Origin of the sequence: Pseudooceanicola aestuariicola, assembly GCF_045763785.1 — a bacterium.
Taxonomy (GTDB): domain Bacteria; phylum Pseudomonadota; class Alphaproteobacteria; order Rhodobacterales; family Rhodobacteraceae; genus Pseudooceanicola.
Genome location: NZ_JBJGSF010000005.1, coordinates 49,456 through 72,952, shown reverse-complemented (window position 1 = coordinate 72,952; position 23,497 = coordinate 49,456). Strand labels below are relative to the sequence as shown.

Annotated in this window: 25 protein-coding genes; 18 read left to right on the top strand and 7 right to left on the bottom strand. The window is 63.3% G+C overall.

All coding sequences use genetic code 11. The features are described from left to right. The first annotated feature begins 178 nt into the window (after positions 1–178). Complete coding sequence (locus ACI3GR_RS16260) at positions 179–1,210, top strand: sensor histidine kinase (protein ID WP_407496065.1); 1,032 nt, start codon at positions 179–181, stop codon at positions 1,208–1,210. A gap of 204 nt (positions 1,211–1,414) precedes the next feature. Continuing rightward, positions 1,415–1,750, top strand: a complete 336-nt coding sequence (locus ACI3GR_RS16255; RefSeq protein ID WP_407496064.1) for a hypothetical protein — start codon at positions 1,415–1,417, stop codon at positions 1,748–1,750. Between the two features lie 147 nt (positions 1,751–1,897). On the opposite strand, the gene ACI3GR_RS16250 is transcribed toward ACI3GR_RS16255, so the two are convergent. Then, positions 1,898–2,458, bottom strand: coding sequence for a peptidylprolyl isomerase (locus ACI3GR_RS16250; RefSeq protein ID WP_407496063.1), 561 nt, complete (start codon positions 2,456–2,458; stop codon positions 1,898–1,900). Next, positions 2,451–2,957, bottom strand: coding sequence for a peptidylprolyl isomerase (locus ACI3GR_RS16245; RefSeq protein ID WP_407496062.1), 507 nt, complete (start codon positions 2,955–2,957; stop codon positions 2,451–2,453). The genes ACI3GR_RS16250 and ACI3GR_RS16245 overlap by 8 nt, the downstream gene beginning before the upstream one ends. A 600-nt stretch (positions 2,958–3,557) precedes the next feature. On the opposite strand from ACI3GR_RS16245, the gene ACI3GR_RS16240 reads away from it, so the two are divergent. Continuing rightward, entirely contained in the window at positions 3,558–4,754 is a 1,197-nt protein-coding gene (locus tag ACI3GR_RS16240) for a phosphoglycerate kinase (RefSeq protein ID WP_407496061.1), read from the top strand. 145 nt (positions 4,755–4,899) lie between these two features. Beyond that, positions 4,900–5,793, top strand: a complete 894-nt coding sequence (locus ACI3GR_RS16235) for a fructose bisphosphate aldolase (RefSeq protein ID WP_407496060.1) — start codon at positions 4,900–4,902, stop codon at positions 5,791–5,793. Between the two features lie 411 nt (positions 5,794–6,204). On the opposite strand, the gene ACI3GR_RS16230 is transcribed toward ACI3GR_RS16235, so the two are convergent. After that, complete coding sequence (locus ACI3GR_RS16230) at positions 6,205–6,606, bottom strand: VOC family protein (protein WP_407496059.1); 402 nt, start codon at positions 6,604–6,606, stop codon at positions 6,205–6,207. 77 nt (positions 6,607–6,683) lie between these two features. On the opposite strand from ACI3GR_RS16230, the gene ACI3GR_RS16225 reads away from it, so the two are divergent. After that, positions 6,684–6,992, top strand: coding sequence for a hypothetical protein (locus ACI3GR_RS16225; RefSeq protein WP_407496057.1), 309 nt, complete (start codon positions 6,684–6,686; stop codon positions 6,990–6,992). A 119-nt stretch (positions 6,993–7,111) separates the two neighbouring features. Continuing rightward, positions 7,112–7,411 carry an FtsB family cell division protein gene (locus tag ACI3GR_RS16220; RefSeq protein ID WP_407496056.1) on the top strand — a complete coding sequence of 100 codons (300 nt, stop codon included), beginning with the start codon at positions 7,112–7,114 and terminating at the stop codon, positions 7,409–7,411. Here ACI3GR_RS16220 and ACI3GR_RS16215 read toward each other — a convergent pair. Then, complete coding sequence (locus ACI3GR_RS16215; RefSeq protein ID WP_407496055.1) at positions 7,401–7,694, bottom strand: DUF6958 family protein; 294 nt, start codon at positions 7,692–7,694, stop codon at positions 7,401–7,403. The genes ACI3GR_RS16220 and ACI3GR_RS16215 overlap by 11 nt on opposite strands. A 130-nt stretch (positions 7,695–7,824) precedes the next feature. Between ACI3GR_RS16215 and pdhA the strand changes: the two genes are divergently transcribed. The 4 genes from pdhA (at position 7,825) to ACI3GR_RS16195 (ending at position 12,098) form a co-directional block, all read left to right on the top strand. Next, a complete protein-coding gene (pdhA, locus tag ACI3GR_RS16210) occupies positions 7,825–8,856 on the top strand; it encodes a pyruvate dehydrogenase (acetyl-transferring) E1 component subunit alpha (RefSeq protein ID WP_407496053.1) in 1,032 nt (343 codons plus the stop codon). A 1-nt stretch (position 8,857) separates the two neighbouring features. Beyond that, positions 8,858–9,256, top strand: coding sequence for a VOC family protein (locus ACI3GR_RS16205; RefSeq protein WP_407496051.1), 399 nt, complete (start codon positions 8,858–8,860; stop codon positions 9,254–9,256). Then, positions 9,246–10,634: a pyruvate dehydrogenase complex E1 component subunit beta gene (locus ACI3GR_RS16200; protein WP_407496050.1), complete on the top strand. Its 1,389-nt coding sequence runs from the start codon at positions 9,246–9,248 to the stop codon at positions 10,632–10,634. Before ACI3GR_RS16205 ends, ACI3GR_RS16200 begins: the two co-directional genes overlap by 11 nt. 102 nt (positions 10,635–10,736) lie before the next feature. Continuing rightward, complete coding sequence (locus tag ACI3GR_RS16195; protein ID WP_407496048.1) at positions 10,737–12,098, top strand: pyruvate dehydrogenase complex dihydrolipoamide acetyltransferase; 1,362 nt, start codon at positions 10,737–10,739, stop codon at positions 12,096–12,098. Positions 12,099–12,255: 157 nt separating this feature from the next. Here ACI3GR_RS16195 and ACI3GR_RS16190 read toward each other — a convergent pair whose 3' ends face one another. Continuing rightward, positions 12,256–12,714, bottom strand: coding sequence for a DUF4174 domain-containing protein (locus ACI3GR_RS16190; protein ID WP_407496047.1), 459 nt, complete (start codon positions 12,712–12,714; stop codon positions 12,256–12,258). Between the two features lie 81 nt (positions 12,715–12,795). Between ACI3GR_RS16190 and ACI3GR_RS16185 the strand changes: the two genes are divergently transcribed. Beyond that, positions 12,796–13,770 (top strand): DUF3179 domain-containing protein, encoded by a 975-nt coding sequence (locus ACI3GR_RS16185; protein WP_407496046.1) that lies wholly within the window; start codon positions 12,796–12,798, stop codon positions 13,768–13,770. Between the two features lie 16 nt (positions 13,771–13,786). Here the strand turns inward: ACI3GR_RS16185 and ACI3GR_RS16180 are convergent, their stop codons facing one another. Continuing rightward, positions 13,787–14,602: an isocitrate lyase/PEP mutase family protein gene (locus ACI3GR_RS16180; protein WP_407496045.1), complete on the bottom strand. Its 816-nt coding sequence runs from the start codon at positions 14,600–14,602 to the stop codon at positions 13,787–13,789. Positions 14,603–14,697: 95 nt separating this feature from the next. Further along, positions 14,698–15,045 carry an MmcQ/YjbR family DNA-binding protein gene (locus ACI3GR_RS16175; RefSeq protein ID WP_407496043.1) on the bottom strand — a complete coding sequence of 116 codons (348 nt, stop codon included), beginning with the start codon at positions 15,043–15,045 and terminating at the stop codon, positions 14,698–14,700. Positions 15,046–15,124: 79 nt separating this feature from the next. On the opposite strand from ACI3GR_RS16175, the gene ACI3GR_RS16170 reads away from it, so the two are divergent. The 7 genes from ACI3GR_RS16170 to cobA all read left to right on the top strand — a co-directional run bounded on the left by ACI3GR_RS16170 (position 15,125) and on the right by cobA (position 23,495). Next, positions 15,125–15,880, top strand: a complete 756-nt coding sequence (locus ACI3GR_RS16170; RefSeq protein ID WP_407496042.1) for a metallophosphoesterase family protein — start codon at positions 15,125–15,127, stop codon at positions 15,878–15,880. A gap of 452 nt (positions 15,881–16,332) precedes the next feature. After that, on the top strand, positions 16,333–17,724 hold the full coding sequence (cysS, locus tag ACI3GR_RS16165) for a cysteine--tRNA ligase (RefSeq protein WP_407496041.1): 1,392 nt from the start codon (positions 16,333–16,335) through the stop codon (positions 17,722–17,724). 451 nt (positions 17,725–18,175) lie between these two features. Next, positions 18,176–19,813 (top strand): citramalate synthase, encoded by a 1,638-nt coding sequence (cimA, locus tag ACI3GR_RS16160; RefSeq protein WP_407496039.1) that lies wholly within the window; start codon positions 18,176–18,178, stop codon positions 19,811–19,813. Further along, positions 19,813–20,790 (top strand): alpha/beta hydrolase, encoded by a 978-nt coding sequence (locus ACI3GR_RS16155; protein ID WP_407496038.1) that lies wholly within the window; start codon positions 19,813–19,815, stop codon positions 20,788–20,790. Before cimA ends, ACI3GR_RS16155 begins: the two co-directional genes overlap by 1 nt. Then, positions 20,783–21,553 (top strand): squalene/phytoene synthase family protein, encoded by a 771-nt coding sequence (locus ACI3GR_RS16150; RefSeq protein WP_407496036.1) that lies wholly within the window; start codon positions 20,783–20,785, stop codon positions 21,551–21,553. The genes ACI3GR_RS16155 and ACI3GR_RS16150 overlap by 8 nt, the downstream gene beginning before the upstream one ends. A 169-nt stretch (positions 21,554–21,722) precedes the next feature. Next, positions 21,723–22,493, top strand: coding sequence for a tRNA pseudouridine(38-40) synthase TruA (truA, locus tag ACI3GR_RS16145; RefSeq protein WP_407496035.1), 771 nt, complete (start codon positions 21,723–21,725; stop codon positions 22,491–22,493). A 141-nt stretch (positions 22,494–22,634) separates the two neighbouring features. Next, positions 22,635–23,495, top strand: a complete 861-nt coding sequence (gene cobA, locus ACI3GR_RS16140) for a uroporphyrinogen-III C-methyltransferase (RefSeq protein WP_407496033.1) — start codon at positions 22,635–22,637, stop codon at positions 23,493–23,495. The last annotated feature ends 2 nt before the right edge of the window (positions 23,496–23,497 follow it).

Genomic DNA, 23,497 nt, shown 5'->3' with positions numbered 1-23,497 from the left:
TTGTCAGAGTTCGTAGCGGCAGATTTACGGACTTTTCTGGCCTTGGATTAACCTATGTAAATTTTAGCGCCGGATTAATCTGGTTGACGCAATGGATTGACGCCCAAGCCATTGCGCAGGATCATTCTGTCCATAGTTTTTCGCGTTATTCGACAACAGCGACTTTAAAGAGTGAACGATGAGTGCACGCCATGAAGGCCTGGCCCAGGCCATCGACGATCAGCGCGCAGCCGAGATTTTCTCGGCATCCAGCGTTGCTTTCGTCCTGACTGACCCGACTAAAGACGACAACCCGATCATCTACGTCAACCGCGCCTTCGAAAAGCTGACGGGCTATGCCGCCGAGGCTGCCGTGGGGCGCAATTGCCGGTTCCTGCAGCACGAGGGCACGACGCCCGTGCCGCTGAACAAGCTGCGCGATGCGATCGAGAGCCACAAGGATGCAGCCGTGGTGGTCAGCAATCAGCGGGCCGACGGATCGGTCTTTCTGAACGCGCTGGTGGTCACCCCGATCTTTGGCGAGGGCGACCCCGAGGGCGCGCCGCCGCGCTATTTCCTAGGCATGCAGCGCCAGGTCGAGGCGGACAAAGAGGCCGATCAGCTTGCCGCGTTTGAAACCAACATGGCCGAGGTGCAGCACCGGGTGAAGAACCACCTTGCGATGATCCTTGGGCTGATCCGCCTGAAGGCACGCCAATTGCAGGATACAGAGGCGCTGAACGATCTGTCGCGCCGCATCGAAAGCCTGCAGTTGCTGTACGAAGAGATGTCGTCGGCCAAGCGGTATGGCAACGAAGATACGATCCATCTGGGCGCGTATATCGGCCGTGTGGCCAATGCGATTTCGCATCTGGACGGGCGCGCGGGTGTGCGCATGAACATCGACGTGGCCGCCATGGAGGTCGCCACCGACAAGGCCGCGCGGATCGGGCTGGTGGTGTCCGAGATCCTGACCAACGCCATGCAGCATGCCTTTGTCGAACAGGAAACCGGGTTGGTCGAAATCCGGGTGGTGAAGACCAACAACGACAACCTGCGGATCACGATCTCGGACGACGGGATCGGGATCCCCGACGATGTGAACTGGCCCTTCGAAGGCGGTCTGGGATCGCGCATCGTGATGGGTCTGATCGACGGCTTGGGCGGGTCGATCAGCGTCACCCGCGCGGCGCATGGCACGGTCATCGTGTTCGATGTGACGCAGATTTAAAGCGCTTGGGTTTAGGTCTATGCGATTGGGAAAAGGGGGCGTTCAGCCTCCTTTTTTTCGTTGTTTCACAGGGGATTGAGGCATTGCCGGAGGCGCCAAGACGTGAGGCTTGCGGGTGTGGCGCATCGGGGTGATGGCCGACACTCTCCCTTGCGAACGGGTAATCTGTTAGGCTGTGGGCACGTCATATCAAGGAGAGATTACGTGATCATCCGTACTGCCCTGTGCTGCATTCTTTTGTCCGCGACCATCGTCCAAGCCGATGACGAGGCCATGCCCAAAGACCTGTCGCGGTCGTCGAACATCGATGAGGACATCAGTTTCTGGGAAGACTTCATCGTTGGTCTGAAGCGTGACCGGGATGGCGCGGGGAACGTATCGCTGGGGCAGTGTATTTCCCGTGTGCGTCAGGCCCGCATCGCCTGTCAGCGGCGCGTGACGGACGGTGGCGGCGACGGCGTCGGGTTCGAGCGGTGTTACATGATGGAGGACCGCGGCCGAGAATGGTGTTTCCGCGCGTGGGACCGCATTCAGGACTAAGCTGGGTGGTTGGTGTTAGTGGGCGCGGCTGACCCGGGTCAAATTGGACGACATAGGGGTTTATCCGGTGAAAAATACTGCGCGGGACCCAGAGTAATACGTAATAAAACAACAAAGGCGCGGGGTGGGCCCGCGCCTTTCAAAGGGTCAGTCGGTCACTGTGACCTTGACCATGCGGTCGGGGCGGCCAGCGACCGCGCCGCTTTGCCCACGGCCGCGTTTGATCTGATCGACCACATCCATGCCAGAGGTGACTTCACCCACGACCGTATATTGGCCGTTCAGGAAATAGCCTTCCTTGAACATGATGAAGAACTGGCTGTTGGCAGAATTGGGGTTCTGCGACCGGGCCATGCCCACGACGCCACGGTCGAAGGGCTTGTCCGAGAACTCGGCCGGGAGGTCGGGCAGGTTGGAGCCGCCGGTGCCAGCGCGACGGGCGTCGCCGCCGTCGCGGGCGTGTTCGACATCGCCGGTCTGGGCCATGAAGCCTTCGATCACGCGGTGGAACCAGACGCCGTCATAGGCGCCCGATTCCGCGATCGCGGTGATCTGTTCCACGTGCTTGGGCGCGACGTCTTCGAACAGGTCGATGTGGATCGTGCCGTTGGCCTCGCCTTCGATCTGGATGTCCAGACCGGTGGCCAGTGCAGGCGCACCGGCGAGGGTTGCGATTAGGGCCAGATATGACAGCGGCGTTTTACGCATCTGCTGCCACCTTGACACTGATCATGCGATCGGGGTTCGCAGGCGGTTCACCGCGGGTGATCGCATCCACATGTTCCATGCCCGAGGTCACGCGGCCATAGACTGTGTATTGACCGTTCAGGAAGTGGTTGTCGCTGAAGTTGATGAAGAATTGGCTGTTTGCAGAATTGGGGTTCTGCGACCGTGCCGCGCCCAGAGTGCCGCGGTCATGCGGCAGTTTGGAGAATTCAGCCGGCAGGTCGGGCAGGTCAGAGCTGCCGGTGCCCGCCATGCGGGGGTTGTAGTCCTTCTCCATGTTGGCGTGCTGGACGTCGCCGGTCTGCGCCATGAAGCCGTCGATCACGCGGTGGAAGGCGACGTTGTCGTAAGCTCCTGCGCGGGCCAGTTCCTTCATCCGGTTGGAGTGTTCGGGGGCGACGTCGGGCAGCAGCTCGATCGTGACGGTGCCGTCCTTCAGTTCGATCAGGATGGTGTTTTCGGGGTCTTTGATGTCAGCCATGTCGTGTCCTTTGGTCTTAAGGTTTGACGAAGGTGTATGCGGCATGCGGGGAAATGTGAAGCGGAGGATGGTAATAGGGGTGAACGGGAGGAGCTCGGGGGCGGTTGAGGTCTGTGCACAGAGACGCGCCCGATCCTGGGATGGCGCTTCGTCCGGTCTGTGGTCTGTGTTTTATCTCAAAATCATCTAGCGAGGCCTGTGCGGAGACTGACATCGCCATGCGCCCTCCCGGGGGGAGGGTCGGGCGCGTCTCGGGCTGGTCGCCCGAGACAGGGGTAAGCGGAGAGGTGGCTGTTACCGGGGGGAGGGTCCCCCGCTCTCGGGCGCTTGCTTTGCAAGCCCCTGCCGCGGCAGCGCCTCTCGGGCGATTGCTGTGCGATCCCCTGCCGGGGAAACGGGGCGCGCCTTTGGCTGGTCGCCCTAGATAGGGGCGAGCGGAGATGTAGCGTCAGATCCTCAACGCAGCATCGCCCTTTGTCCCACCATGCAATCAATCTGTCACATGTGGGCGCTACCAGTGTTGACGCCCCCGCCGCCCCATACGACAAGGCGCGCGAAACGCCCTTTCTGCCCGGGGACGTATAGTCAGGAGCCGCTGCCATGGCATGGAAAACCCTTGATGATATGAGCCTGAAGGGCAAACGCGTGCTGCTGCGGGTGGATATCAACGTGCCGGTCGAAAACGGGCGTGTCACCGATGCGACGCGGATCGAACGGATCGTGCCGACGGTGCAGGACATTCTGGCGCAGGGTGGCAAGCCGATTATTCTGGCGCACTTCGGGCGGCCCAAGGGCAAGGTGGTTCTGGATCTGTCCATGCGGCCTCTGGTGCCGGTGCTGGCGGAAAAGCTGGGCCACCGCGTCGCCTTTGTCGAAACGCTGGACGCGGCGGAACGGCATACCGAAGAACAGGACGCCGCGCCTGTCATGATGCTGGAGAACATCCGCTTTCACCCCGGCGAAGAAACCAACGATCCCGACTTTGCCCGCCGTCTGGCGTCCCTGGGCGATGTCTACTGCAACGACGCCTTCAGCGCGGCGCACCGGGCCCATGCCTCGACCGAGGGGGTGGCGCAGTACATGCCGTCCTGCGCAGGCCGCCTGATGCAGGCCGAGCTTGAGGCGCTGGAAGCCGCTTTGGGCAAACCGGCACGTCCCGTGCTGGCGGTTGTCGGCGGCGCCAAGGTGTCGACCAAGCTGGACCTGCTGGGCAATCTTGTCGAAAAGGTCGATATGCTGGTGATCGGTGGCGGCATGGCCAACACCTTCTTGGCGGCGCAGGGCGTGGATGTGGGCAAATCGCTGTGCGAACACGATCTGGCCGACACCGCGCGGGACATTCTGGCCAAGGCCAAGCGGACGGGCTGCGAGATCATCCTGCCCGTCGACGTGGTCGTCGCGCGGGAATTCAAAGCCGGGGCCGAGAATGAGACGGTCGCCGTCGATGCCTGCCCCGAGGATGCGATGATCCTTGATGCGGGGCCCGAAAGCGTCGCGCGGATCACGCAGGCGCTGGAAAAGGCCAAGACGCTGATCTGGAACGGCCCGCTGGGTGCGTTCGAGATCGAGCCGTTCAACATCGCCACCAACGCCGCCGCCGCACGCGCGGCCAAACTGACGCAGGCGGGCAAGATGATTTCCGTCGCGGGCGGGGGCGATACGGTCGCGGCGCTGAACGGGGCCAACGCGGCCGACAGCTTTACCTATATCTCGACCGCCGGGGGCGCGTTCCTTGAGTGGATGGAAGGCAAAGAGCTGCCCGGTGTTGCAGCGCTGACTGCCCGCGAGATGGCCTGACATCCTATTTGCCAGCCCGGATTGCGCCGGATCAGGCGCTTGGGGCTGGTCAGGCGACAGGCAGTCGCCTAAACCATTTGCGACGCCGGGCGGGGGACTGCCGCGGCCAAAAGACATCAGATTTATCAGGGACGGGGCCACGCCGATGACTAAGACCAGCCAGACAGACCAGATCGCCAGCGCCAAAGGGTTCATCGCCGCGCTGGACCAGTCGGGTGGGTCCACCCCGAAGGCGCTGAAGCTTTATGGCATCGAAGAAGACGCCTATTCCGGTGACGATGAAATGTTCGGCCTGATCCACGAGATGCGTGCCCGGATCATCAAATCGCCCGCCTTTACCGGCGACAAGGTTGTTGGCGCGATCCTGTTTGAACGCACCATGGACGGTGACATCGACGGCATGCCGACCGCCCAGTACCTGTGGGACAAGCGCGGCGTGGTGCCGTTTCTGAAGGTCGACAAGGGTCTGGCCGACGAAGAGGGCGGTGTTCAGGTCATGAAGCCCATGCCCGATCTGGATGCGCTGCTGGAAAAGGCCGTGTCCAAGGGGATTTTCGGCACCAAAATGCGGTCGGTGATTTCCAAGGCCGACAAAGCCGGGGTTGACCGCGTCGTGGCGCAGCAGTTCGAGGTGGGCAAGCAGATCCTCGGCCACGGGCTGGTGCCGATTATCGAGCCCGAGGTGACGATTTCCATTTCCGACAAGGCCGAGGCGGAAGAGATGTTGCGCGATGCGATCTTGGCCCAGCTGAATGCGCTGTCGGACGATCAGAACGTGATGCTGAAGCTGACGCTGCCGGAGGTGGACAACCTCTACAAGCCGCTGGTGGATCATCCGCGGGTGATCACGGTGGTGGCGCTGTCGGGCGGCTATTCTCGGGAAGAGGCGAATGATCGTCTGTCCCGTCAGACTGGCATGATCGCTTCGTTTTCGCGGGCGTTGACCGAAGGGCTGTCGGCGCAGCAGTCGGACGCGGAGTTCGACGCGACGCTGGCCGGGACGATCGACGAGATCTACCAGGCGTCTGTTTCGGGGTGAGGCCCGGTCCGCGCAGCGGCAAATGATCCGGGGGATCATTTGAGGGCCGAACGGGCGGAGCCCCGGGGGTAGGCGGCGTCTTGGAAACTCTCCGGGGGAGAGTTTCAGCCGCGAACGGGCGGAGCCCTGCCTGTCTAATATTAAGTGACTAGAGACGCGCCCGACCCTGGGTGGGCGCTTCGCTGCGCTTGTGGTCTGCGTTTTATCTCAAGAGCATTTTCGGTCGGCTGAGCGGCGACTGACATCGCCAATGCGCCCTCCCGGGGGGAGGGTCGGGCGCGTCTCGGGCTGGTCGCCCGAGACAAGAGCGAGCGGCGAGGTCGCGATCCGTTCGACACCCCGCTTTTGCGGTAGCTGGTGGAGGTTTTGCACCCCCACACCACCGCAGGAATATTTCCTGCCAGAGGATGATCAGGGGCGGGGTTTGAACTCTACGAGGTCCCAGAGGGTGCCGTAGAGGTCTTGGAAGACGGCGACCGTGCCGTAGTCGGCCTCTTTCGGGGGGCGGGTGAAGGTGACGCCTCGGGCGGTGTAGGCAGTGTAATCGCGCCAGAAATCATCGGTCTGCAGGAAAAGGAAGACGCGGCCCCCGGCCTGATCGCCGATATAGCGGGCCTGATGGTCGGTGCTGGCGCGGGCCAGAAGGATCGTGGTGCCGGACCCGCCGGGCGGGGCGATCAGCACCCAACGCTTGTCTTGGTCGGGTTGATAGGTATCCTCGACCAGATCGAAATCGAGCGTCCTTCTGTACCAGTCGATTGCTTCGTCATAGTCGCGCACGACCAAGGCGATATGGGCGATGGATTGCTGCATCGGGGCGGTCCTTGGGTGGCATGGACGCGGGATTGCGTTAGGTAGCCTACATAACATCCGGAAAGGAGGCCAATCCCATGAGCGCGCAGGTCCTTGCCGCCATAATCCTAACCCCCTTCGTCATCGCCTTTGTCTATGCGGGCTATCACGAGTTCCGACGCTACAAGGCGGACGGCAAAGCCAGCTACGGGCTGGTTTTTGACGAAGAGACGGGCACCACCCATGTCACCGGCATTCCCGAGGGGGAAGAGGCCTATGACGTGGAAACCTTCGATCCCAGCGACTACAACGACCCCGAGATCGCCAGTGCGTCTGATGAGCCATCAGAGCAGGACGGTGAGACGGAGACAGAGACTGAGCAAGAGCGCGACGAGGCGCGGACCTGAGTCTTCTGCACCACACAACGCAGAAGTGATTAACGCTGTAAATTGAGGGGATTCACACGGCGAATCACTTGTGGCATAGTGCTGACACCGCCCGAGAAGAGGCGGTCTGAAGGGGCATCATGAGCAATTCGGGCAATCCCGCGTTTTCGGGACTGATCTATTTCGCAATCGTTTTCTGCGTGGGGTTGTACTTCACCTTCTCGGCCGTGCAGGGCGAGATGGGGCTGTTTCGACGCGTTGAAATCATTGCCGACCGCGATGCCCTGACCGCGCAGTTGACCGAGCTGGAAGACCAGATCGCGCGGATGGAAAACCTGACGGGCCGTCTGTCGGACGATTATCTCGACCTTGATTTGCTGGATCAGCAGGCGCGCGACGTGCTGGGCCTGATGCGCGCCGACGAAATCGTCATCCGCTGATCTTCGACAATCTGACCGGGCTGCCGGGGGCGCGTTTCAGGATGCCTTTGGCCTCTAGGTCCAGTTGCACGCATTTCAGCCACCAGCCCGCCTTGTCCCCACCGGGAAACAGTGTCTGATCCAGATGCGGGTCTAGGCCCGCGCGGATTTCCTTGACCGTCATCGGCGTGTCGGGGGCCATGCCGGTCATCATCGCGTCGCGCATGGCAGTGTATTTGGCGGCGTCCACATTGGTGGTCTTGCCCGGCGAATTGACGTTTTCCACGGCGATCTTGTCAGACATTGTGCAAATTCCCCCTGATCTGCGTCGATTTCAGCGCCTTTCGCCTTAGCTGTCAAATTGACTCTCGCATGACGCGACGAAATGCTTTAAGAGATAGTTCAACGTTAAACTATCGGATCGGAGGAGGCCCATGGCGACCCGTAAATCCGCCGCTAAGAGCAATGTCTCAGCGGATGAGTTGAAATCCTATTATCGTGACATGCTGTTGATCCGCCGCTTCGAAGAGAAGGCCGGGCAGCTTTACGGCATGGGCCTGATCGGTGGCTTCTGTCACCTGTATATCGGGCAGGAAGCGGTGGTTGTCGGCCTTGAGGCCGCAGCAGAGGAAGGTGACAAGCGCGTCACATCCTACCGCGATCACGGGCATATGCTGGCGTGCGGCATGGACCCCGACGGCGTGATGGCCGAGTTGACCGGACGCGAGGGCGGCTATTCCAAGGGGAAGGGCGGCTCTATGCACATGTTCTCCAAGGAAAAGCATTTCTATGGCGGGCACGGCATCGTGGGCGCGCAGGTGCCGATTGGTGCAGGCCTCGCCTTTGCGGATCGGTATCTTGAGAATGGCCGCGTGACCTTTGCCTATTTCGGTGATGGCGCCGCGAACCAAGGTCAGGTCTATGAGACCTTCAACATGGCCGCGCTGTGGAAGCTGCCGGTGGTTTTCGTGATCGAGAACAACCAGTACGCCATGGGGACATCGCAGCAGCGCTCGACCTCCACCCCTGATATCTACACCCGCGGTGAGGCGTTCGGTATCCCCGGTCAGGTTGTCGACGGAATGGACGTTCTGGCCGTCAAGGAGGCGGGCGAAAAGGCCGTGGGGCACTGCCGCGCGGGCAAGGGGCCGTATATCCTTGAGATCAAGACCTATCGCTATCGTGGACACTCGATGTCGGACCCGGCCAAGTACCGGACCCGCGAAGAAGTGCAGAAGATGCGCGAAGAGAAGGACGCCATCGAACGCGTGCGCGTGATGCTGCTGGATGGTGGCCATGCGTCCGAGGATGATCTGAAGGCCATCGATAAAGAGATCAAGGACATCGTTAACAAGTCTGCCGAGTTCGCCAAGGACAGCCCGGAACCGGATGTCAGCGAGCTGTGGACCGACATCTATGCCGACGTGCTGCCACAGGGCGATGCCATCGAGACCGAGGACGCCTGACGTGCCGCATTTCGAGATACATGTGACGGACAGCGGCCGTGCGCAGAGCTTTTACAAAGGGCTGTTCGGCTGGTCGTTCAGCGCCATGCCCGGCGGAGAAGAGATGGAATATGCTCTGATCGAAGGGTCTGACATTGGCATGGATCACGGTGTCACCGGCGGCATGATGAAGCGGATGGGCCCGGTGCCCGACGCCGGATCGCCGGTACGTGGCGGGACCATGACCTTTGACGTCGCCGATTGCGATCAAAGCTATGCCTGGGCGCTGGCGAATGGCGGGGCCGAGGCGCTGCCGCCGATGGATTACCCCGGTGTGGGCCGCTGTGCCTATGTCGAGGATGGGGAAGGAAATATCGTGGGGATGATCTCTCCGCTGGAGGAGGCGCAACATGCCAACTGAAGTACTGATGCCCGCGCTGTCGCCGACGATGGAAGAAGGCACGCTGGCGAAATGGCTGGTGAAAGAAGGGGATACGGTCTCCTCGGGTGATATCATCGCCGAGATCGAAACCGACAAGGCCACCATGGAATTCGAAGCCGTGGATGAAGGCACCATCGGCAAGCTGCTGGTGGACGAGGGCACGGAAGGCGTGAAAGTGAACACGCCGATTGCCGTCATGCTGGAAGAGGGCGAGAGCGCCGACGACATCGACACATCCGCGCCCAAGGCCGAGGCCAAGGCGGATGAGGGCGAGGCCAAGAGCGATAAGGCCCCCGCTAAGCCCAAGTCCGGTGTTCAGGACAGCGCGCCTGCGCCGGAACCTGACCAGACGCCCGACTGGCCCGAAGGCACGGAGATGAAGAACCAGACCGTCCGCGAAGCCTTGCGCGACGCGATGGCCGAAGAGATGCGCGCCGATCCCAACGTCTTTGTCATGGGCGAAGAGGTCGCAGAATATCAGGGTGCCTATAAGGTGACCCAAGGTTTGCTGGACGAATTCGGCGGCAAGCGCGTGATCGACACGCCGATCACCGAACATGGGTTCGCGGGCATCGGTGTTGGCGCGGCCTTCGGCGGGCTGCGCCCGATTGTCGAGTTTATGACCTTCAACTTTGCCATGCAGGCGATTGACCAGATCATCAACTCGGCCGCGAAGACGCTGTATATGTCCGGCGGTCAGATGGGCGCGCCCATGGTGTTCCGTGGTCCGAACGGGGCTGCGGCCCGCGTGGCGGCGCAGCACTCTCAGGATTACGGCGCGTGGTATGCGCATATTCCGGGTCTGAAGGTGGTGCAGCCCTATTCGGCGGCGGATGCGAAGGGCTTGCTGAAGTCCGCGATCCGTGACCCGAACCCGGTGATCTTCCTTGAGAACGAAATCCTCTACGGCAAATCCTTCGAGGTGCCGGTGCTGGAGGATTTCACCATCCCCTTCGGCAAGGCCAAGGTTTGGCGCGAAGGCGAGGATGTGACCATCGTGTCTTGGGGCATCGGGATGACCTATGCGCTGGAAGCGGCAGAAAAGCTGGCCGAGGATGGCATCAGCGCCGAGGTGATCGACCTGCGGACCCTGCGGCCCATCGACTATGACACCGTGATCAAAAGCGTGATGAAGACCAATCGCTGCATCACCGTCGAAGAGGGCTTCCCCGTGGCGTCCATCGGCAACCACCTGTCGGCCTACATCATGACCAACGCCTTCGATTATCTGGACGCGCCGGTTCTGAACTGTGCCGGGAAGGACGTGCCGATGCCCTATGCGGCGAACCTTGAAAAGCTGGCGCTGGTGACCACCGACGAGGTGATCGAGGCTGTGCATAAGGTGACGTACCGATGATTGGCCCCGTTCTTCTTCTGGTTGAAAATACCGCGGGGAGCGCGAGGGGCTGGCCCCTCGTTCCCGCCCGTTCCACATGCGCTGACGACAGGAGCTGACCCAATGCCAACAGAAATCCTGATGCCCGCCCTGTCCCCCACGATGGAAGAGGGCACTTTGGCGAAATGGCTGGTGAAAGAAGGGGATACCGTTTCTTCGGGCGATTTGCTGGCCGAGATCGAAACCGACAAGGCCACGATGGAGTTCGAGGCCGTGGACGAAGGCGTGATCGGCAAGCTACTGGTCGAGGCCGGGACCGAGGGGGTGAAGGTGAACTCTCCGATCGCGGTGCTGCTGGAGGACGGCGAGTCGGCGGATGACATTGGTGAGGTGTCGGACGGGCCGCGCGATGTCGACAGCGATACTGGCACCGAACCGGCGGCCCCCGCTGACGGTCAGAAGCCCGCGGGCGGATACGCCGGTGAGGAACAGGTCAAGGATCAGGGCGGCACTGCGCCCGCCGCGCCCAAGGGCAAGGATGGGGAGCGTATCTTTGCCTCTCCTCTTGCCCGGCGGATTGCGGATCAGAAGGGACTGGACCTGTCGCAGATCGAAGGGTCTGGCCCACGGGGTCGGATCGTGAAGGCGGATGTGGAAAGCGCGAAGGCGTCCGACGCGCCTGCCGCAAGTGCCGCGAAATCGGCGGAAGAGGCGCCCAAGGCGGCCTCGACCGGGGGTGGGATGCCGCCTGCGGGTCCGTCGACCGACACCGTGCTGAAGATGTACGAGGGGCGCGACTTCGAAGAGATCAAGCTGGACGGGATGCGGAAAACCATCGCCGCCCGCCTGACCGAAGCCAAGCAGACCATCCCGCATTTCTACCTGCGCCGCGATATCAAGATTGACAACCTGATGGCCTTCCGCGGTCAGTTGAACAAGCAGTTGGAAAGCCGGGGCGTGAAGCTGTCGGTCAACGATTTCATCATTAAAGCCTGTGCTTTGGCCTTGCAGCAGGTGCCTGCGGCAAACGCCGTGTGGGCCGGTGACCGGGTGTTGCAGCTAAAGCCGTCGGACGTGGCGGTGGCCGTCGCGATTGAGGGCGGGTTGTTCACGCCGGTGCTGAAAGACGCGGACAGCAAGTCGCTGTCGTCCCTGTCGTCCGAGATGAAGGATCTGGCTGCGCGCGCCCGCGACAAGAAGCTGGCGCCGCATGAATATCAGGGCGGGTCCTTCGCGATCTCGAACCTTGGGATGTTCGGCATCGACAACTTCGACGCGGTCATCAACCCGCCACATGGGGCCATTCTGGCCGTGGGTGCGGGCGTGAAGAAGCCTGTGGTCGATGGTGACGGGCAGGTGAGCGTTGCGACGGTGATGTCGGTGACCCTGTCGGTGGATCACCGGGTGATCGACGGCGCGCTTGGGGCCGAGTTGCTGCAGGCGATTGTCGAGGGGCTGGAGAACCCGATGGCGATGCTGGCGTAAAACGCTGGTTATACGGAATGAAAAAGGCGCGTCCCTGAGGGGCGCGCCTTTTTCGTTTGGGGCTGGGGCTTATGACCAATCGCTGGGGGCGCTGCCCCCAGACCCCCGAGGGTATTTATGGACCAGAAGAACGAGGGGAGGCGTGCAAGCGGCTGCCTTAGTTGCTTTGCATTTCCTGCTGGCGCATGGGCATCTGGTCGATGGTGGCGAAAAGGTCTTCTGGCAGGATGATGTCGTCAGAGCGGAGTTTGACGCCGCCGTCCTTGCCGACCAGCAGCATGGTAAAGCCTTGGGCGTTCAGGTCTTGCCGCAATGCGCCGTTGGCGCTGGGATCGGTGTCTGTCAGCACGATGATGTCGCGGTCGGCCAGACCGGCCTGAGCCAGTTGCAGCGCGGCCATGGCCTGTTCGTATTGGTCGTCATTCTCGGACGGGGCGAAGATCATCACGGGGCGGTGCGACCAGCGATATTCCGACAGATCGGAAGTGTCAGGGGCGAGGTTTTGAAAATCCGCGCCGGTGGCCGGGGTGGTGGCGTTCGTGGGGCCGGAGCCTAGCAGCGCCGTCGTGCCAGCCAGGATCAAAGCTGCGAGAGCGGGAAGGGTACGTCTGGTCATGGAGCCTCCGTCTGTGGTCATGTAAGACCAACGACCCAAGCGGGCGTTTGGTTCATTGCGGGCGGCAGGGAGGTGCGTGTCATGCGACGGGGATTGGCCGGTTGGCTGGCGGTGATCTTGCTTTTGAGCAGGAGCGCGGCCCTGGCTGAGCCGCCGTTTTGGAAGACCGAATGGCCCAACACGGATTTCAGCATACGGGCGGTCGAGAGCTGGACTGAGATCCTTTCGGGCGGGCCGGGCAAGGATGGGATACCGGCGCTGAGCGATCCGGTCATGGTCCCTGTCGTACAGGCCGATCTGCCCGACACGGCGCCGGTGTTGACGGTTGCCTTGGACGGACAGCCCGCGCGGGCCTATCCGCTGCGCTACATGACATGGCATGAGATCGTGAATGACCGGATCGGCGGCGTGCCGGTCACGGTGACATTCTGTCCTTTGTGCAACTCGGCCATCGCTTTTGACGGGCGGTTGAACGGGCAGGAGCTGACCTTTGGCGTCACCGGCAAGCTGCGTCATTCCGATATGGTGATGTATGACCACCAGACAGAGAGCTGGTGGCAGCAGGCGCTGGGTCAGGGGATCGTGGGCGAGATGACCGGGCAGGCGCTGACGCAGCTGCCATCCTGGCTGGAAGGTTATTCGCAGTTTCGCAAAGCCCATCCCGATGGTCTGATCATGGCCGAGCCGACCCATGCGCGGCCCTATGGGCGCAACCCGTATGAGCGGTACGACAGTTCAGACCGACCGTTCCTGTATTCCGGCGAAATGCCGCCTGATGGGATTGCGCCGCTGTCACGGGTCGTGCGCGTGGGGGATCGGGCGTGGCCGCTGGCGCGTCTGGCACAGGCGGGGCGGATCGAAGAGGCGGGGGTGGTGCTGAGCTGGCAGGCGGGTCAGGCCTCGGCCCTAGACGCGGGCGAGATGGCGCAGGGACGTGATGTCGGGTCGGTGCGGGTGCGCGACGCGCAGGCCCGCGACGTGGTGCATGACGTGATGTTCGCCTTTGCATTTCACGCGTTCTGGCCCGAGGGGGAGTGGATGACAGGCGCGCGCTAAGGTCCGCGCGATCCCATCACATGTATTGCCGCAGCATATCGTCGACCTTGTCGCCGCTGACGGTCTTTTTCAGCATGGCAAAGCTGCCGTCTTCGATCATCTCGGCAAAAGCGTCCATGATCCGGCGTTGCGCGATGCGGGCCAAGCTGCCGCCAAGGGAAATACGGGCGACACCGATGCGGGCGAAATCGTCGTGCGTATAGGAGGCGAAGGGGCCAGAGGCCAGCGCGTTGACCGGTTTGGTCGTACTTTTGCAGATCGCCTCTAGGTCGTCGAAGCTGGGCGGGATGGGGGCGTAAAGGCAATCGGCCCCGGCCTCGTCAAAGGATTTCAGTCGGGCCAGCGCCTCTGCCATGTCGTAGTGGCCGTTCATCACCCCGTCGGCACGCGCCACCAGAACGAAGTCACGCGGCAGGGCGCGGGCAGCAGAGGCGGCGGCGCGGATGCGTTCGGCGGCCAGCTTGGCGTCATAGGGCGCGCCGGGAGGGGCCCGGTTGTCTTCGACCGAGATCCCGGCGAGGCCGATTTCAGCCGCCAGTTTCACCGTTTCCGCCACGGTGTCGGGATCGCTGCCAAAACCGTCTTCGAAATCGCCCGAGACGGGCAGGGGCGTTGCAGCGACAATGTCCTGCGCATGGGCCAGCGCCTGATCGCGGGTGATGTCACCATCGGGCACGCCAAGCGTAAAGGCAAAAGCGGCCGAAGAGGTCGCCAGAGCCTGTGCCCCCATCGCGGCCAGCATCCGGGCAGAGCCTTTATCCCAGCAGTTTGCCAGAATGAACGGATTGCCGGGCTGATGCAGGGCGCGGAAGGTTTCGCCGATGTCGGTCATGGGGGGCTCCTTGAACTTGTGGGGGAAGGATTGGCCAAGAGCCGGGGGGAGGCAACGGAAATTCGCGATGTTTCGGTCGGCGACGAAGGATGTGATCAATCCGCGCGCGGCGGCAGGGCGGCTTGCGCCTTTTTCGTCAGGCCCGCGCGGATGATGTCGTACGACACCAGCAGGCGGTCGCGCATCAGGCTTTCGTCCGTGCCCCAAGGCAGCAGCACCCAAGAGGCGTGGAAGTAGGGCGCACGCTGGGCGTCGCCTGCGCCGATCATCATGGCCGCGAATTCTGGGTCCGAGGTTTTGACTGCGACGCCCTGATCCTGTGAACCGATACAGGCGAACATTTTGCCGTTGATTTTCCAAGCGTCATGGCCGCCGCCCCAAGGATCGGAGACCTCGGCCCCCGGCAGGGGCGCGCAGACGGTTTGCACAAAAGCGCGGCTCATGCGGTGAGTTTGTTGATTGTCGGGATGGGGCGCAAGGTTTGCGCTTGTTATGCGGGTGGTCCGGGGCGGTAATGGTGACATGACCCTGACAGTTGATAAGCCTTTGGCGGTTATTGCCGATATCCACGGAAACGCCTTGGCGCTGCGGGCGGTGCTGGCAGATATCGAGGCATTGGGGATCAGCCAGGTGGTGAACCTTGGCGATGTCTTCAGCGGGCCGTTGGACCCTGCGGGGGTGTGGGAGATCTTGCGCGACCGGGACATTCCCTGCGTGCGGGGGAACCACGATCGGTATCTGGTCGAGATGACGCCAGCGGAGATGTGGGCCACCGACCGGGTGACCCATGAGGCGCTGGCGGATGAGGCTTTGGACTGGATCCGGGGACTGCCTGTGACGTTGGAGGGAGACGGGGTTTACGCCTGTCACGCAACGCCTGCGGACGACAACCTGTATTGGACCGAACGGGTGGTGGCGGGCGGCGTGTCTTTGGCCCCGGTTGAGATGATTGAGCGGATGGCTGAGGGCGTGACGGCCGGGTTGATCCTTTATGCGCACACGCATGTGCCGCGTGTGCTGCGATTGTCGGACGGGCGGGTCATGGTGAACCCCGGATCGGTGGGCTGCCCGGCCTATTCGGACGAGGCGCCCGCGCCGCATGTGGTGCAGGTGGGCGATCCTTCGGCGCGGTATGCTGTGGTGCGTCCCGGGGCGGATGGGCCGAGCGTGGAGCATCGCGCGGTGCGGTATGACTGGGATGCAGCGGCGGATCAGGCGCGCGGATATGGGCGTGAGGATTGGGCGCAGGCCGTTGGGACGGGGTGGTTGGATGGGTGAGGGTCGCCCATATTGGGGCTAATTCCATCTTTGAGAGAATTAGAGGTTCGATCTGGGGCAGAAAGGCCGCAACCCATACGCAGGGGAATAAGCGTTAAGAGACGCGCCCGACCCTGGGTGGGCGCTTAGGGACGATTGTGGTTTTCGTTTTTTCTCAAAAGCACATTGCTAGGTCTGCACGGTGCACGACATCGCCATGCGCCCTCCCGGGGGGGAGGGTCGGGCGCGTCTCGGGCTGCTCGCCCGAGACAGGGTGCGTGCGGTGAGATAGCCGCGGCGCCCATGAGGGCTTCCCAGACCGGCATTTCCGCGCTAAGCCTTCCCCCATGAACACCGCACGCATCATTATCTGCTGCATTATTGCCTGCTGAGACATCTCGCGGGCCGCTTCTTCGTTTCCAATTCCCAACGATCTTGCTAAGCCGCCTGCGGACCAACCGCGAGGGACCGCCATGGTCGAAATACGCCTGACCAATTCCAAGACCCGCCGTAAGGAGGTCTTTGAGCCTATCGATCCGTCGAATGTGCGCATGTATGTCTGTGGCCCCACGGTCTATGACCGCGCGCATCTGGGCAACGCGCGGCCCGTGGTGGTCTTTGACATGCTGAACCGTTTGCTGCGGCATGTGTATGGCGACGATCACGTCACATACGTGCGCAACTTCACCGATGTGGACGACAAGATCAACGCCACCGCGCTATCGCGCAAAGAGGCGGGGGCGACGGGCACTCTGGAAGATCTGATCGCCGAGCGGACCGAGGAAACCATCGGCTGGTATCATGCGGATATGGACGCGCTGGGCACGCTGCGGCCAAATCATGAACCGCGGGCCACGGGCTATATCGGGCAGATGGTGGCGATGATCGAAGGTCTGATCGCCAAGGGCCATGCCTATGAGGCCGAGGGGCATGTGCTGTTTTCGGTCGGGTCCTATCCGGAATATGGCGCGCTGTCCGGGCGGTCGGTCGAGGATATGATCGCCGGCGCGCGGGTCGAGGTGGCGCCTTACAAACGCGACCCGATGGATTTCGTTTTGTGGAAGCCGTCGTCGGATGACCTGCCCGGATGGGACAGTCCTTGGGGCCGGGGGCGTCCGGGGTGGCATATCGAATGTTCTGCCATGGCGGACGAACTGCTGGGGGCCGAGTTCGACATCCACGGCGGCGGCATCGACCTGCAGTTCCCGCACCACGAGAACGAGATCGCGCAATCCTGCTGCGCCCATCCCGAGGGCGGGTTTGCCCGTGTCTGGCTGCATAACGAGATGTTGCAGGTCGAGGGCAAGAAGATGTCCAAATCTTTGGGCAACTTCTTCACCGTGCGCGACCTGCTGGATCAGGGTGTGCCCGGAGAGGTGATCCGGTTCGTGTTTCTGGGCACGCATTACCGCAAGCCGATGGACTGGACCGAGAAGAAGCGGGCCGAGGCAGAGGCGACGCTGCGGAAGTGGTACGATCTGGCGGGTGGCGCACCCGAAGGTGAGGTCGGGGGCAGCGTCATCGCGGCGCTGGCGGATGACCTGAACACCTCTCAGGCGATTGCGGAGTGTCACAAGCTGGCGGCCAGCGATGGCTCTGGTCTGAAGGCGACGCTGCGGTTCCTTGGACTGATGGGCGATGATGTGCCCGATTGGGTGGATAGCGGAACGGTTGATCTGTCCGCTCAAGCGGAGGCATTGGCCGCCGCGCGGGAAGAGGCAATGGCGAGCAAGGATTTCTCTCGGGTCGATGCGATGAAGGCCGATCTGGTGGCCGCCGGGGTCGAGGTACGGATGTCCAAGGCCGGGGTCGAATTGGTCCCGGGGCCGGGGTTCGATCCGTCGAAGTTGCAGGGGCTGACGTGATGCTGGCGGTGTCGCGTGGCGGCGTGAGCCCCGTCTTACGCGGGGTGGTGGGTTACAAACCCACCCTACGAGACGGTGCGCATACAGAGGGCCGGGCCCGACCGCGGGGGGGCGCTCAACCGAATGAGGTCGCCACTTTATCTGCTCGTGGTAGCCGTCAGATCAATCGTCGCGCACACGTAAATTTAGCGCCCGCCCAGGGGGCGGTCGGGCGCTGCCCGGCGGCACTGCGTGCCTTGATTCCGGGCTGGGTGCGAAATGTTGACTTCGCTCGGTCGGCGATCCCCTATCTGGCGGCGGCGTTGCATTCCCCGGCCGGGGAAATGGGGCGCTGCCCGGGCCGCTTACGCGGCCGCATCGGGCTGGGCGATGACCTCCAGCGGATAGACGAGGGGCGCTGCCCCTCGCGCTCCCCGGGATATTTGCGGGACCAAAGAAGGGAGGGCCGGTTGTGACTAAAGAGCGGCTTTATCTGTACGATACCACCCTGCGGGACGGGCAGCAGACGCAGGGGGTTCAGTTCTCTACTCCGGAAAAGCACCAGATCTGCGCGATGCTGGATCGGCTGGGCGTTGATTATATCGAAGGCGGCTGGCCTGGGGCGAACCCGACCGACAGTGCGTTCTTTGCCGAAGCGCCTAAGACGCGGGCGACGATGGCGGCCTTTGGCATGACCAAGCGGGCCGGACGGTCGGCGGCGAATGATGATGTGCTGGCGGCAGTGGTGAATGCGGGGACGCCGTCGGTTTGTCTGGTGGGCAAGACGCATGATTTCCATGTGACCACCGCGCTTGGGATTGAGCTGGACGAGAACGTCGACAATATCCGCGCCTCGGTCGCGCATCTGGTGGCTGAGGGGCGCGAGGCGCTGTTCGATGCAGAGCATTTCTTTGACGGCTACAAGTCGAACCCTGCTTATGCGCTGGAGTGTCTGAAGGCCGCTTTGGAGGCGGGCGCGCGCTGGATTGTGCTGTGCGACACCAATGGCGGCACGCTGCCGGTGGAAATCCATCGCATCGTGACCGAGGTGATCGCGGCGGGGCTGCCCGGTGAGCGGTTGGGTATTCACACGCATAATGACACGGCCAATGCGGTGGCGGGGTCCTTGGCGGCAGTCGATGCGGGCGTGCGGCAGATACAGGGCACGCTGAACGGGCTGGGCGAACGCTGTGGCAATGCGAACCTGATCACGTTGATCCCGACGCTGCTGCTAAAGGAACCGTATCGCAGCCTGTATGAGACCGGTGTGAGCGAAGAGGCGCTGGCCGGGCTGACGCAGGTGTCGCGGCAGTTGGATGACATTCTGAACCGGGTGCCGGTGAAACAGGCGCCTTACGTCGGGGCCTCGGCCTTTGCGCATAAGGCGGGGCTGCATGCGAGCGCGATCCTGAAAGACCCGACGACCTATGAGCATATCGATCCCGGCGTGGTCGGGAACGCGCGGATCATCCCCATGTCCAATCAGGCGGGGCAGTCGAACCTGCGGCAGCGGCTGGCGGATGCGGGGCTGGAGGTGGCGCCGGGCGATCCGGCTTTGGCGCGTATTTTGGAAGAGGTGAAGGCGCGCGAGGATCGCGGCTATACCTACGACAGCGCGCAGGCGTCGTTCGAGATGCTGGCGCGCGAGGTATTGACCGGCAAGCCAGAGTTCTTTGAGGTCAAGCGCTACCGCGTGACTGTGGAGCGGCGGAAGAACAAGTACAACCAGATGGTCAGCCTGTCCGAGGCGGTGGTCGTCGTGAAGGTTGGCGGCGAAAAGCGCCTGTCGGTCAGTGAATCCATGGATGCCGAAGGCACGGATCGGGGGCCGGTGAACGCGCTGGCGACCGCTTTGGCCAAGGATTTGGGCCAATATCAGGACGCGATCGCGGATATGCGACTGGTCGATTTCAAGGTGCGGATCACCCAAGGCGGGACCGAGGCCGTGACCCGCGTCATCATCGACAGCGAAGACGGGGCCGGGCGGCGCTGGTCCACCGTGGGGGTCAGCCCGAACATCGTCGATGCCTCGTTCGAGGCGCTGTTGGATGCGATCAATTGGAAGCTGCTGCGGGAAACGCAGGGCGCGGGTCGGGACGCGGCCGAGTGATGCTGCGGGTTCTGACTTTTGTCGCGATCTCTGTCTGCATCACTTTCGGGATCGCCTTGGTTCTGATCGTCAGCGATCGGCCCGGCAAGGCGCTGGACAGAACGAAGGGTCTGGACTTCTCGACCACGATGGATCGGGAGGTGGCGCCTTTGCCCACCCAAGAGGCCGCGTTGCGGGATGGGACGACGACCTTGGTCCGGCATCTGGAGGGGCCGGATGGCGGGCCACTGGTCGTTCTGGTGCATGGCTCTGGCTGGGACGGGGGGCAGTTCGATCTGCTGGCCCGCGGTCTAAGCTGGCAGGCCGATGTGCTGGTGCCGGACCTGCGGGGCCATGGAGCCAGCCCGGCGCGGCGGGGCGACGTGGATTACGTGGGCCAGATGGAAGACGATCTGGCCGATCTGATAGCAGCCTACAAAAGGTTTCAGGATCAAGAGGTTGTGCTGCTGGGTCATTCCTCGGGCGGGGGCTTGGTTATCCGGTTTGCCGGGGGCGATCATGGCGCGCTGATGGATCGTGCGGTGCTGATGGCGCCCTTTGTGCAGTATGACGCGCCGATGACGCGCGAAAACTCGGGCGGTTGGGCGCAGGTTCTGACGCGGCGGGTCGTGGGGCTGTCGATGCTGAACATGGCCCGGATCACCGCGCTGGATCACCTGACGATGATCGAATTCGCTATGCCGCAAGCCGTGTTGGACGGGCCAGAAGGGCACCGCGCGACCACCGCCTATAGCTGGCGGTTGAACAAGGGCTTTGCGCCGCGCCGCGATTGGCAGGCCGATGTGGCCGCGCTGCCCGAGTTTCTGCTGATCGCCGGAGCCGAGGATGAGGCGTTCGTAGCGGAAGGGTATGAGCCCGCCTTTGCTGGTCTTACCGGGCAGGGCCGCTATGTGGTGGCGCCAGAGGTGGGGCATCTGGACGTGGTGGATGACCCCCGCAGCCTAACCGCGATCATGGAGTTTCTGTCGCGTGAGTGACGCATTGGATTTTACGGCCTGCGCGGCCTTGGTGGACCGGGGCGATCCGGTGCGCTTTCGGGCGGCTATGGCCGCGCCCGTTTCGGCGCGGCAGGTGCTGTTTCCGCTTTATGCGTTTAATCTGGAGGTCGCGCGCGCCCCTTGGGTCACGGCCGAGCCGATGATCGCGCGGATGCGGTTGCAATGGTGGCGCGATGCGCTGGCCGAGATTGCCGAGGGTGGAGTGATCCGGCGGCACGAGGTGGTGACGCCGCTGGCGCTGGCGATCCGGGCCGAGGACGTGCCGGTGCTGGAGCGTCTGATCGACGCGCGGGACCGGGATGTGGAGGGCGCGGCGTTCGAGGATGTCTCGGCCCTTTGGGCGTATCTGGAGGCAACGGCGGGCGGGTTGATCGCGGTGGCTGCACGGCGCTTGGGCGGCGGAGAGGCGCTGGCCCCGGCGGCCGGTCGGGCGCTTGGCATAGCGTCGTGGATGATGGCCGCGCCTGCCTTGCGCGCGGCGGGTCGGCCTGTGTTGCCTGCGGGCGCGGACTGGTCTGAGCTGCCGGCTGCGGGTTTGGCTGACTGGCGGGATGTGCGGCGCGGGTTGCGCGATGTGCCCGGCGCGGCGCGGGCGGCGTTCTATCCGTTGGCCGGGTTTGGTGCGGTTCTGGCGCGGGCTACGCGGGATCCGGAGTTGGTCGAGGCGGACGGGTTGGAGCCGGGGCCCTTTGCGATGCGCATGCGGTTGGCGCTGACGGCGGCGACGGGGCGGTTGTTTTAGCGCGGTTTGCTTCGAATGATGTTCCGCCCGGTGTGAAACACCGGGCAGCGCCCGACCCGCCCCCATGGGCGGGCGCTTTTGCGCCCACCCTCGGGTCGGGCGCTGCCCTTGGTAATGACCATTAGCGTCGGGACTGGACCGGCTCTCCACATCGCTCTAAACCCGCGCCATGCCCAGATATGCTCTTTTAGTCGAATACCATGGCGCGCCCTTCGCGGGGTGGCAGCGGCAGGCGGACCAGCCCTCGGTTCAGGGGGCGATCGAGGACGCCTTGGCCAAGCTGGAGCCGGGGCCGCATACGATCGCCGCCGCGGGCCGCACCGACGCGGGTGTGCATGCGACGGGGCAGGTGGCGCATTGTGATCTGACGAAGGACTGGGACCCGTTCCGCCTGTCCGAGGCGCTGAATTTCCATCTGAAGCCGCAGCCCGTCGCCATCCGCGCCTGTGCGCGGGTCGAGGAGGATTGGCACGCCCGGTTTTCGGCGGTGGAGCGGCGGTATCTGTTCCGACTGCTGATGCGCCGCGCGCCTGCGACGCATGATGCGGGACTGGTGTGGCAGGTGCCGCATCAGCTGGATGTGGATCTTGTGCGCGACGGGGCCAAGCATTTGATTGGCTTGCACGATTTCACGACGTTTCGGTCGGTGATCTGTCAGGCGAAATCCCCGGTGAAGACGCTGGACGAAATCCGGGTCGAGGCGGTCGAGGGGTTTTCGGGGCCCGAGTTGCGGTTTCATCTGCGCGCGCGCTCGTTTCTGCACAATCAGGTGCGGTCCATCGTGGGCACGCTGGAGCGGGTCGGCGCGGGGTCTTGGCCGCCCGAGCGGGTGCGCGAGGCGCTGGAGGCCCGCGACCGCGCGGCCTGTGGGCCGGTCTGTCCGGGGCATGGGCTGTATCTGGTGGGCGTGGGCTATCCTGACGATCCTTTTGCCGGTTGAGAGGTGTGGGCCGCGAGGGGCGCTGCCCCTCACACTCCCCGGGATATTTGTCTGACCAAAGAAGAGGCTGGCGTCCGTTTTGACCGCTGAGGTGTCGGGCGCGGGCTTTTCTTGGGGGGGCGGAGGTTGCATATAGGGCCTATGAGCGAATCCCTTTCCCTTCCTGCAGGCCCCATGGGGGGCTGGCCCGAGATGCAGCCCGGCTGGGTCTGGCTGTGTGGCGCGGGCCCCGGTGATCCGGGGCTGCTGACGTTGCATGCGGTCAATGCTTTGCGGCAGGCGGATGTGGTGATCTATGACGCCTTGGTGCAGGCCGATATTCTGCAATGGGCCCCGCAGGCCGAGCATATCTATGCCGGTAAGCGCGGCGGCAAGCCGTCGGCCAAGCAGCGCGATATTTCCCTGAGGCTGGTCGATCTGGCGCAAGCTGGCAAACGCGTGTTGCGGCTGAAGGGCGGCGATCCGTTCGTGTTCGGGCGTGGCGGGGAAGAGGCGCAGACGCTGATCCAGCATGGTGTGCCTGTGCGCATCATTCCTGGTATTTCGGCGGGGATCGGCGGGCTGGCCTATGCGGGTATCCCGGTGACCCACCGCGACGTGAACCAGTCGGTGACCTTTGTCACCGGACACGACCAGTCGGGCGCGACGCCCGGGTCTCTGAACTGGAAGGCGATTGCCGAAGGTGCGCAGGTGCTGGTGATCTACATGGGCATGAAGCATGTGGGCCAGATCGCGGGGGCCTTGCTGGACGCGGGGCGTCCGGCGGATGAACCCGTCGCCGTTGTGTCGAACGCCACGACGCCGGACCAGCAGGTGCTGGAGAGCACCCTTGGCAACATGGTCGCGGACATTGAAGCGGCCGGGATGGAGCCGCCGGCCATCCTGTGCATCGGGCGGTCTGTTCTGATGCGGCAGGTGCTGGACTGGCAGGGTCTGGCCGCTGGCGAAGCGCCGCGCAACCTCGACCCGCTTGGCCGGGGGCGTCCGGCGGAAGCGTCCTGATC

Excerpts from the sequence above, each read along its gene's own strand:
- cobA (WP_407496033.1), top strand. The coding sequence starts at position 22,635 with ATGAGCGAATCCCTTTCCCTTCCTGCAGGCCCCATGGGGGGCTGGCCC.
- ACI3GR_RS16250 (WP_407496063.1), bottom strand. The coding sequence starts at position 2,458 with ATGCGTAAAACGCCGCTGTCATATCTGGCCCTAATCGCAACCCTCGCC.
- ACI3GR_RS16200 (WP_407496050.1), top strand. The coding sequence starts at position 9,246 with ATGCCAACTGAAGTACTGATGCCCGCGCTGTCGCCGACGATGGAAGAA.
- ACI3GR_RS16190 (WP_407496047.1), bottom strand. The coding sequence starts at position 12,714 with ATGACCAGACGTACCCTTCCCGCTCTCGCAGCTTTGATCCTGGCTGGC.
- ACI3GR_RS16245 (WP_407496062.1), bottom strand. The coding sequence starts at position 2,957 with ATGGCTGACATCAAAGACCCCGAAAACACCATCCTGATCGAACTGAAG.
- ACI3GR_RS16240 (WP_407496061.1), top strand. The coding sequence starts at position 3,558 with ATGGCATGGAAAACCCTTGATGATATGAGCCTGAAGGGCAAACGCGTG.
- pdhA (WP_407496053.1), top strand. The coding sequence starts at position 7,825 with ATGGCGACCCGTAAATCCGCCGCTAAGAGCAATGTCTCAGCGGATGAG.
- ACI3GR_RS16185 (WP_407496046.1), top strand. The coding sequence starts at position 12,796 with ATGCGACGGGGATTGGCCGGTTGGCTGGCGGTGATCTTGCTTTTGAGC.
- ACI3GR_RS16195 (WP_407496048.1), top strand. The coding sequence starts at position 10,737 with ATGCCAACAGAAATCCTGATGCCCGCCCTGTCCCCCACGATGGAAGAG.
- ACI3GR_RS16155 (WP_407496038.1), top strand. The coding sequence starts at position 19,813 with ATGCTGCGGGTTCTGACTTTTGTCGCGATCTCTGTCTGCATCACTTTC.
- ACI3GR_RS16235 (WP_407496060.1), top strand. The coding sequence starts at position 4,900 with ATGACTAAGACCAGCCAGACAGACCAGATCGCCAGCGCCAAAGGGTTC.
- ACI3GR_RS16260 (WP_407496065.1), top strand. The coding sequence starts at position 179 with ATGAGTGCACGCCATGAAGGCCTGGCCCAGGCCATCGACGATCAGCGC.
- ACI3GR_RS16170 (WP_407496042.1), top strand. The coding sequence starts at position 15,125 with ATGACCCTGACAGTTGATAAGCCTTTGGCGGTTATTGCCGATATCCAC.
- ACI3GR_RS16180 (WP_407496045.1), bottom strand. The coding sequence starts at position 14,602 with ATGACCGACATCGGCGAAACCTTCCGCGCCCTGCATCAGCCCGGCAAT.
- cysS (WP_407496041.1), top strand. The coding sequence starts at position 16,333 with ATGGTCGAAATACGCCTGACCAATTCCAAGACCCGCCGTAAGGAGGTC.
- ACI3GR_RS16230 (WP_407496059.1), bottom strand. The coding sequence starts at position 6,606 with ATGCAGCAATCCATCGCCCATATCGCCTTGGTCGTGCGCGACTATGAC.
- ACI3GR_RS16175 (WP_407496043.1), bottom strand. The coding sequence starts at position 15,045 with ATGAGCCGCGCTTTTGTGCAAACCGTCTGCGCGCCCCTGCCGGGGGCC.
- ACI3GR_RS16215 (WP_407496055.1), bottom strand. The coding sequence starts at position 7,694 with ATGTCTGACAAGATCGCCGTGGAAAACGTCAATTCGCCGGGCAAGACC.
- ACI3GR_RS16220 (WP_407496056.1), top strand. The coding sequence starts at position 7,112 with ATGAGCAATTCGGGCAATCCCGCGTTTTCGGGACTGATCTATTTCGCA.
- truA (WP_407496035.1), top strand. The coding sequence starts at position 21,723 with ATGCCCAGATATGCTCTTTTAGTCGAATACCATGGCGCGCCCTTCGCG.
- ACI3GR_RS16225 (WP_407496057.1), top strand. The coding sequence starts at position 6,684 with ATGAGCGCGCAGGTCCTTGCCGCCATAATCCTAACCCCCTTCGTCATC.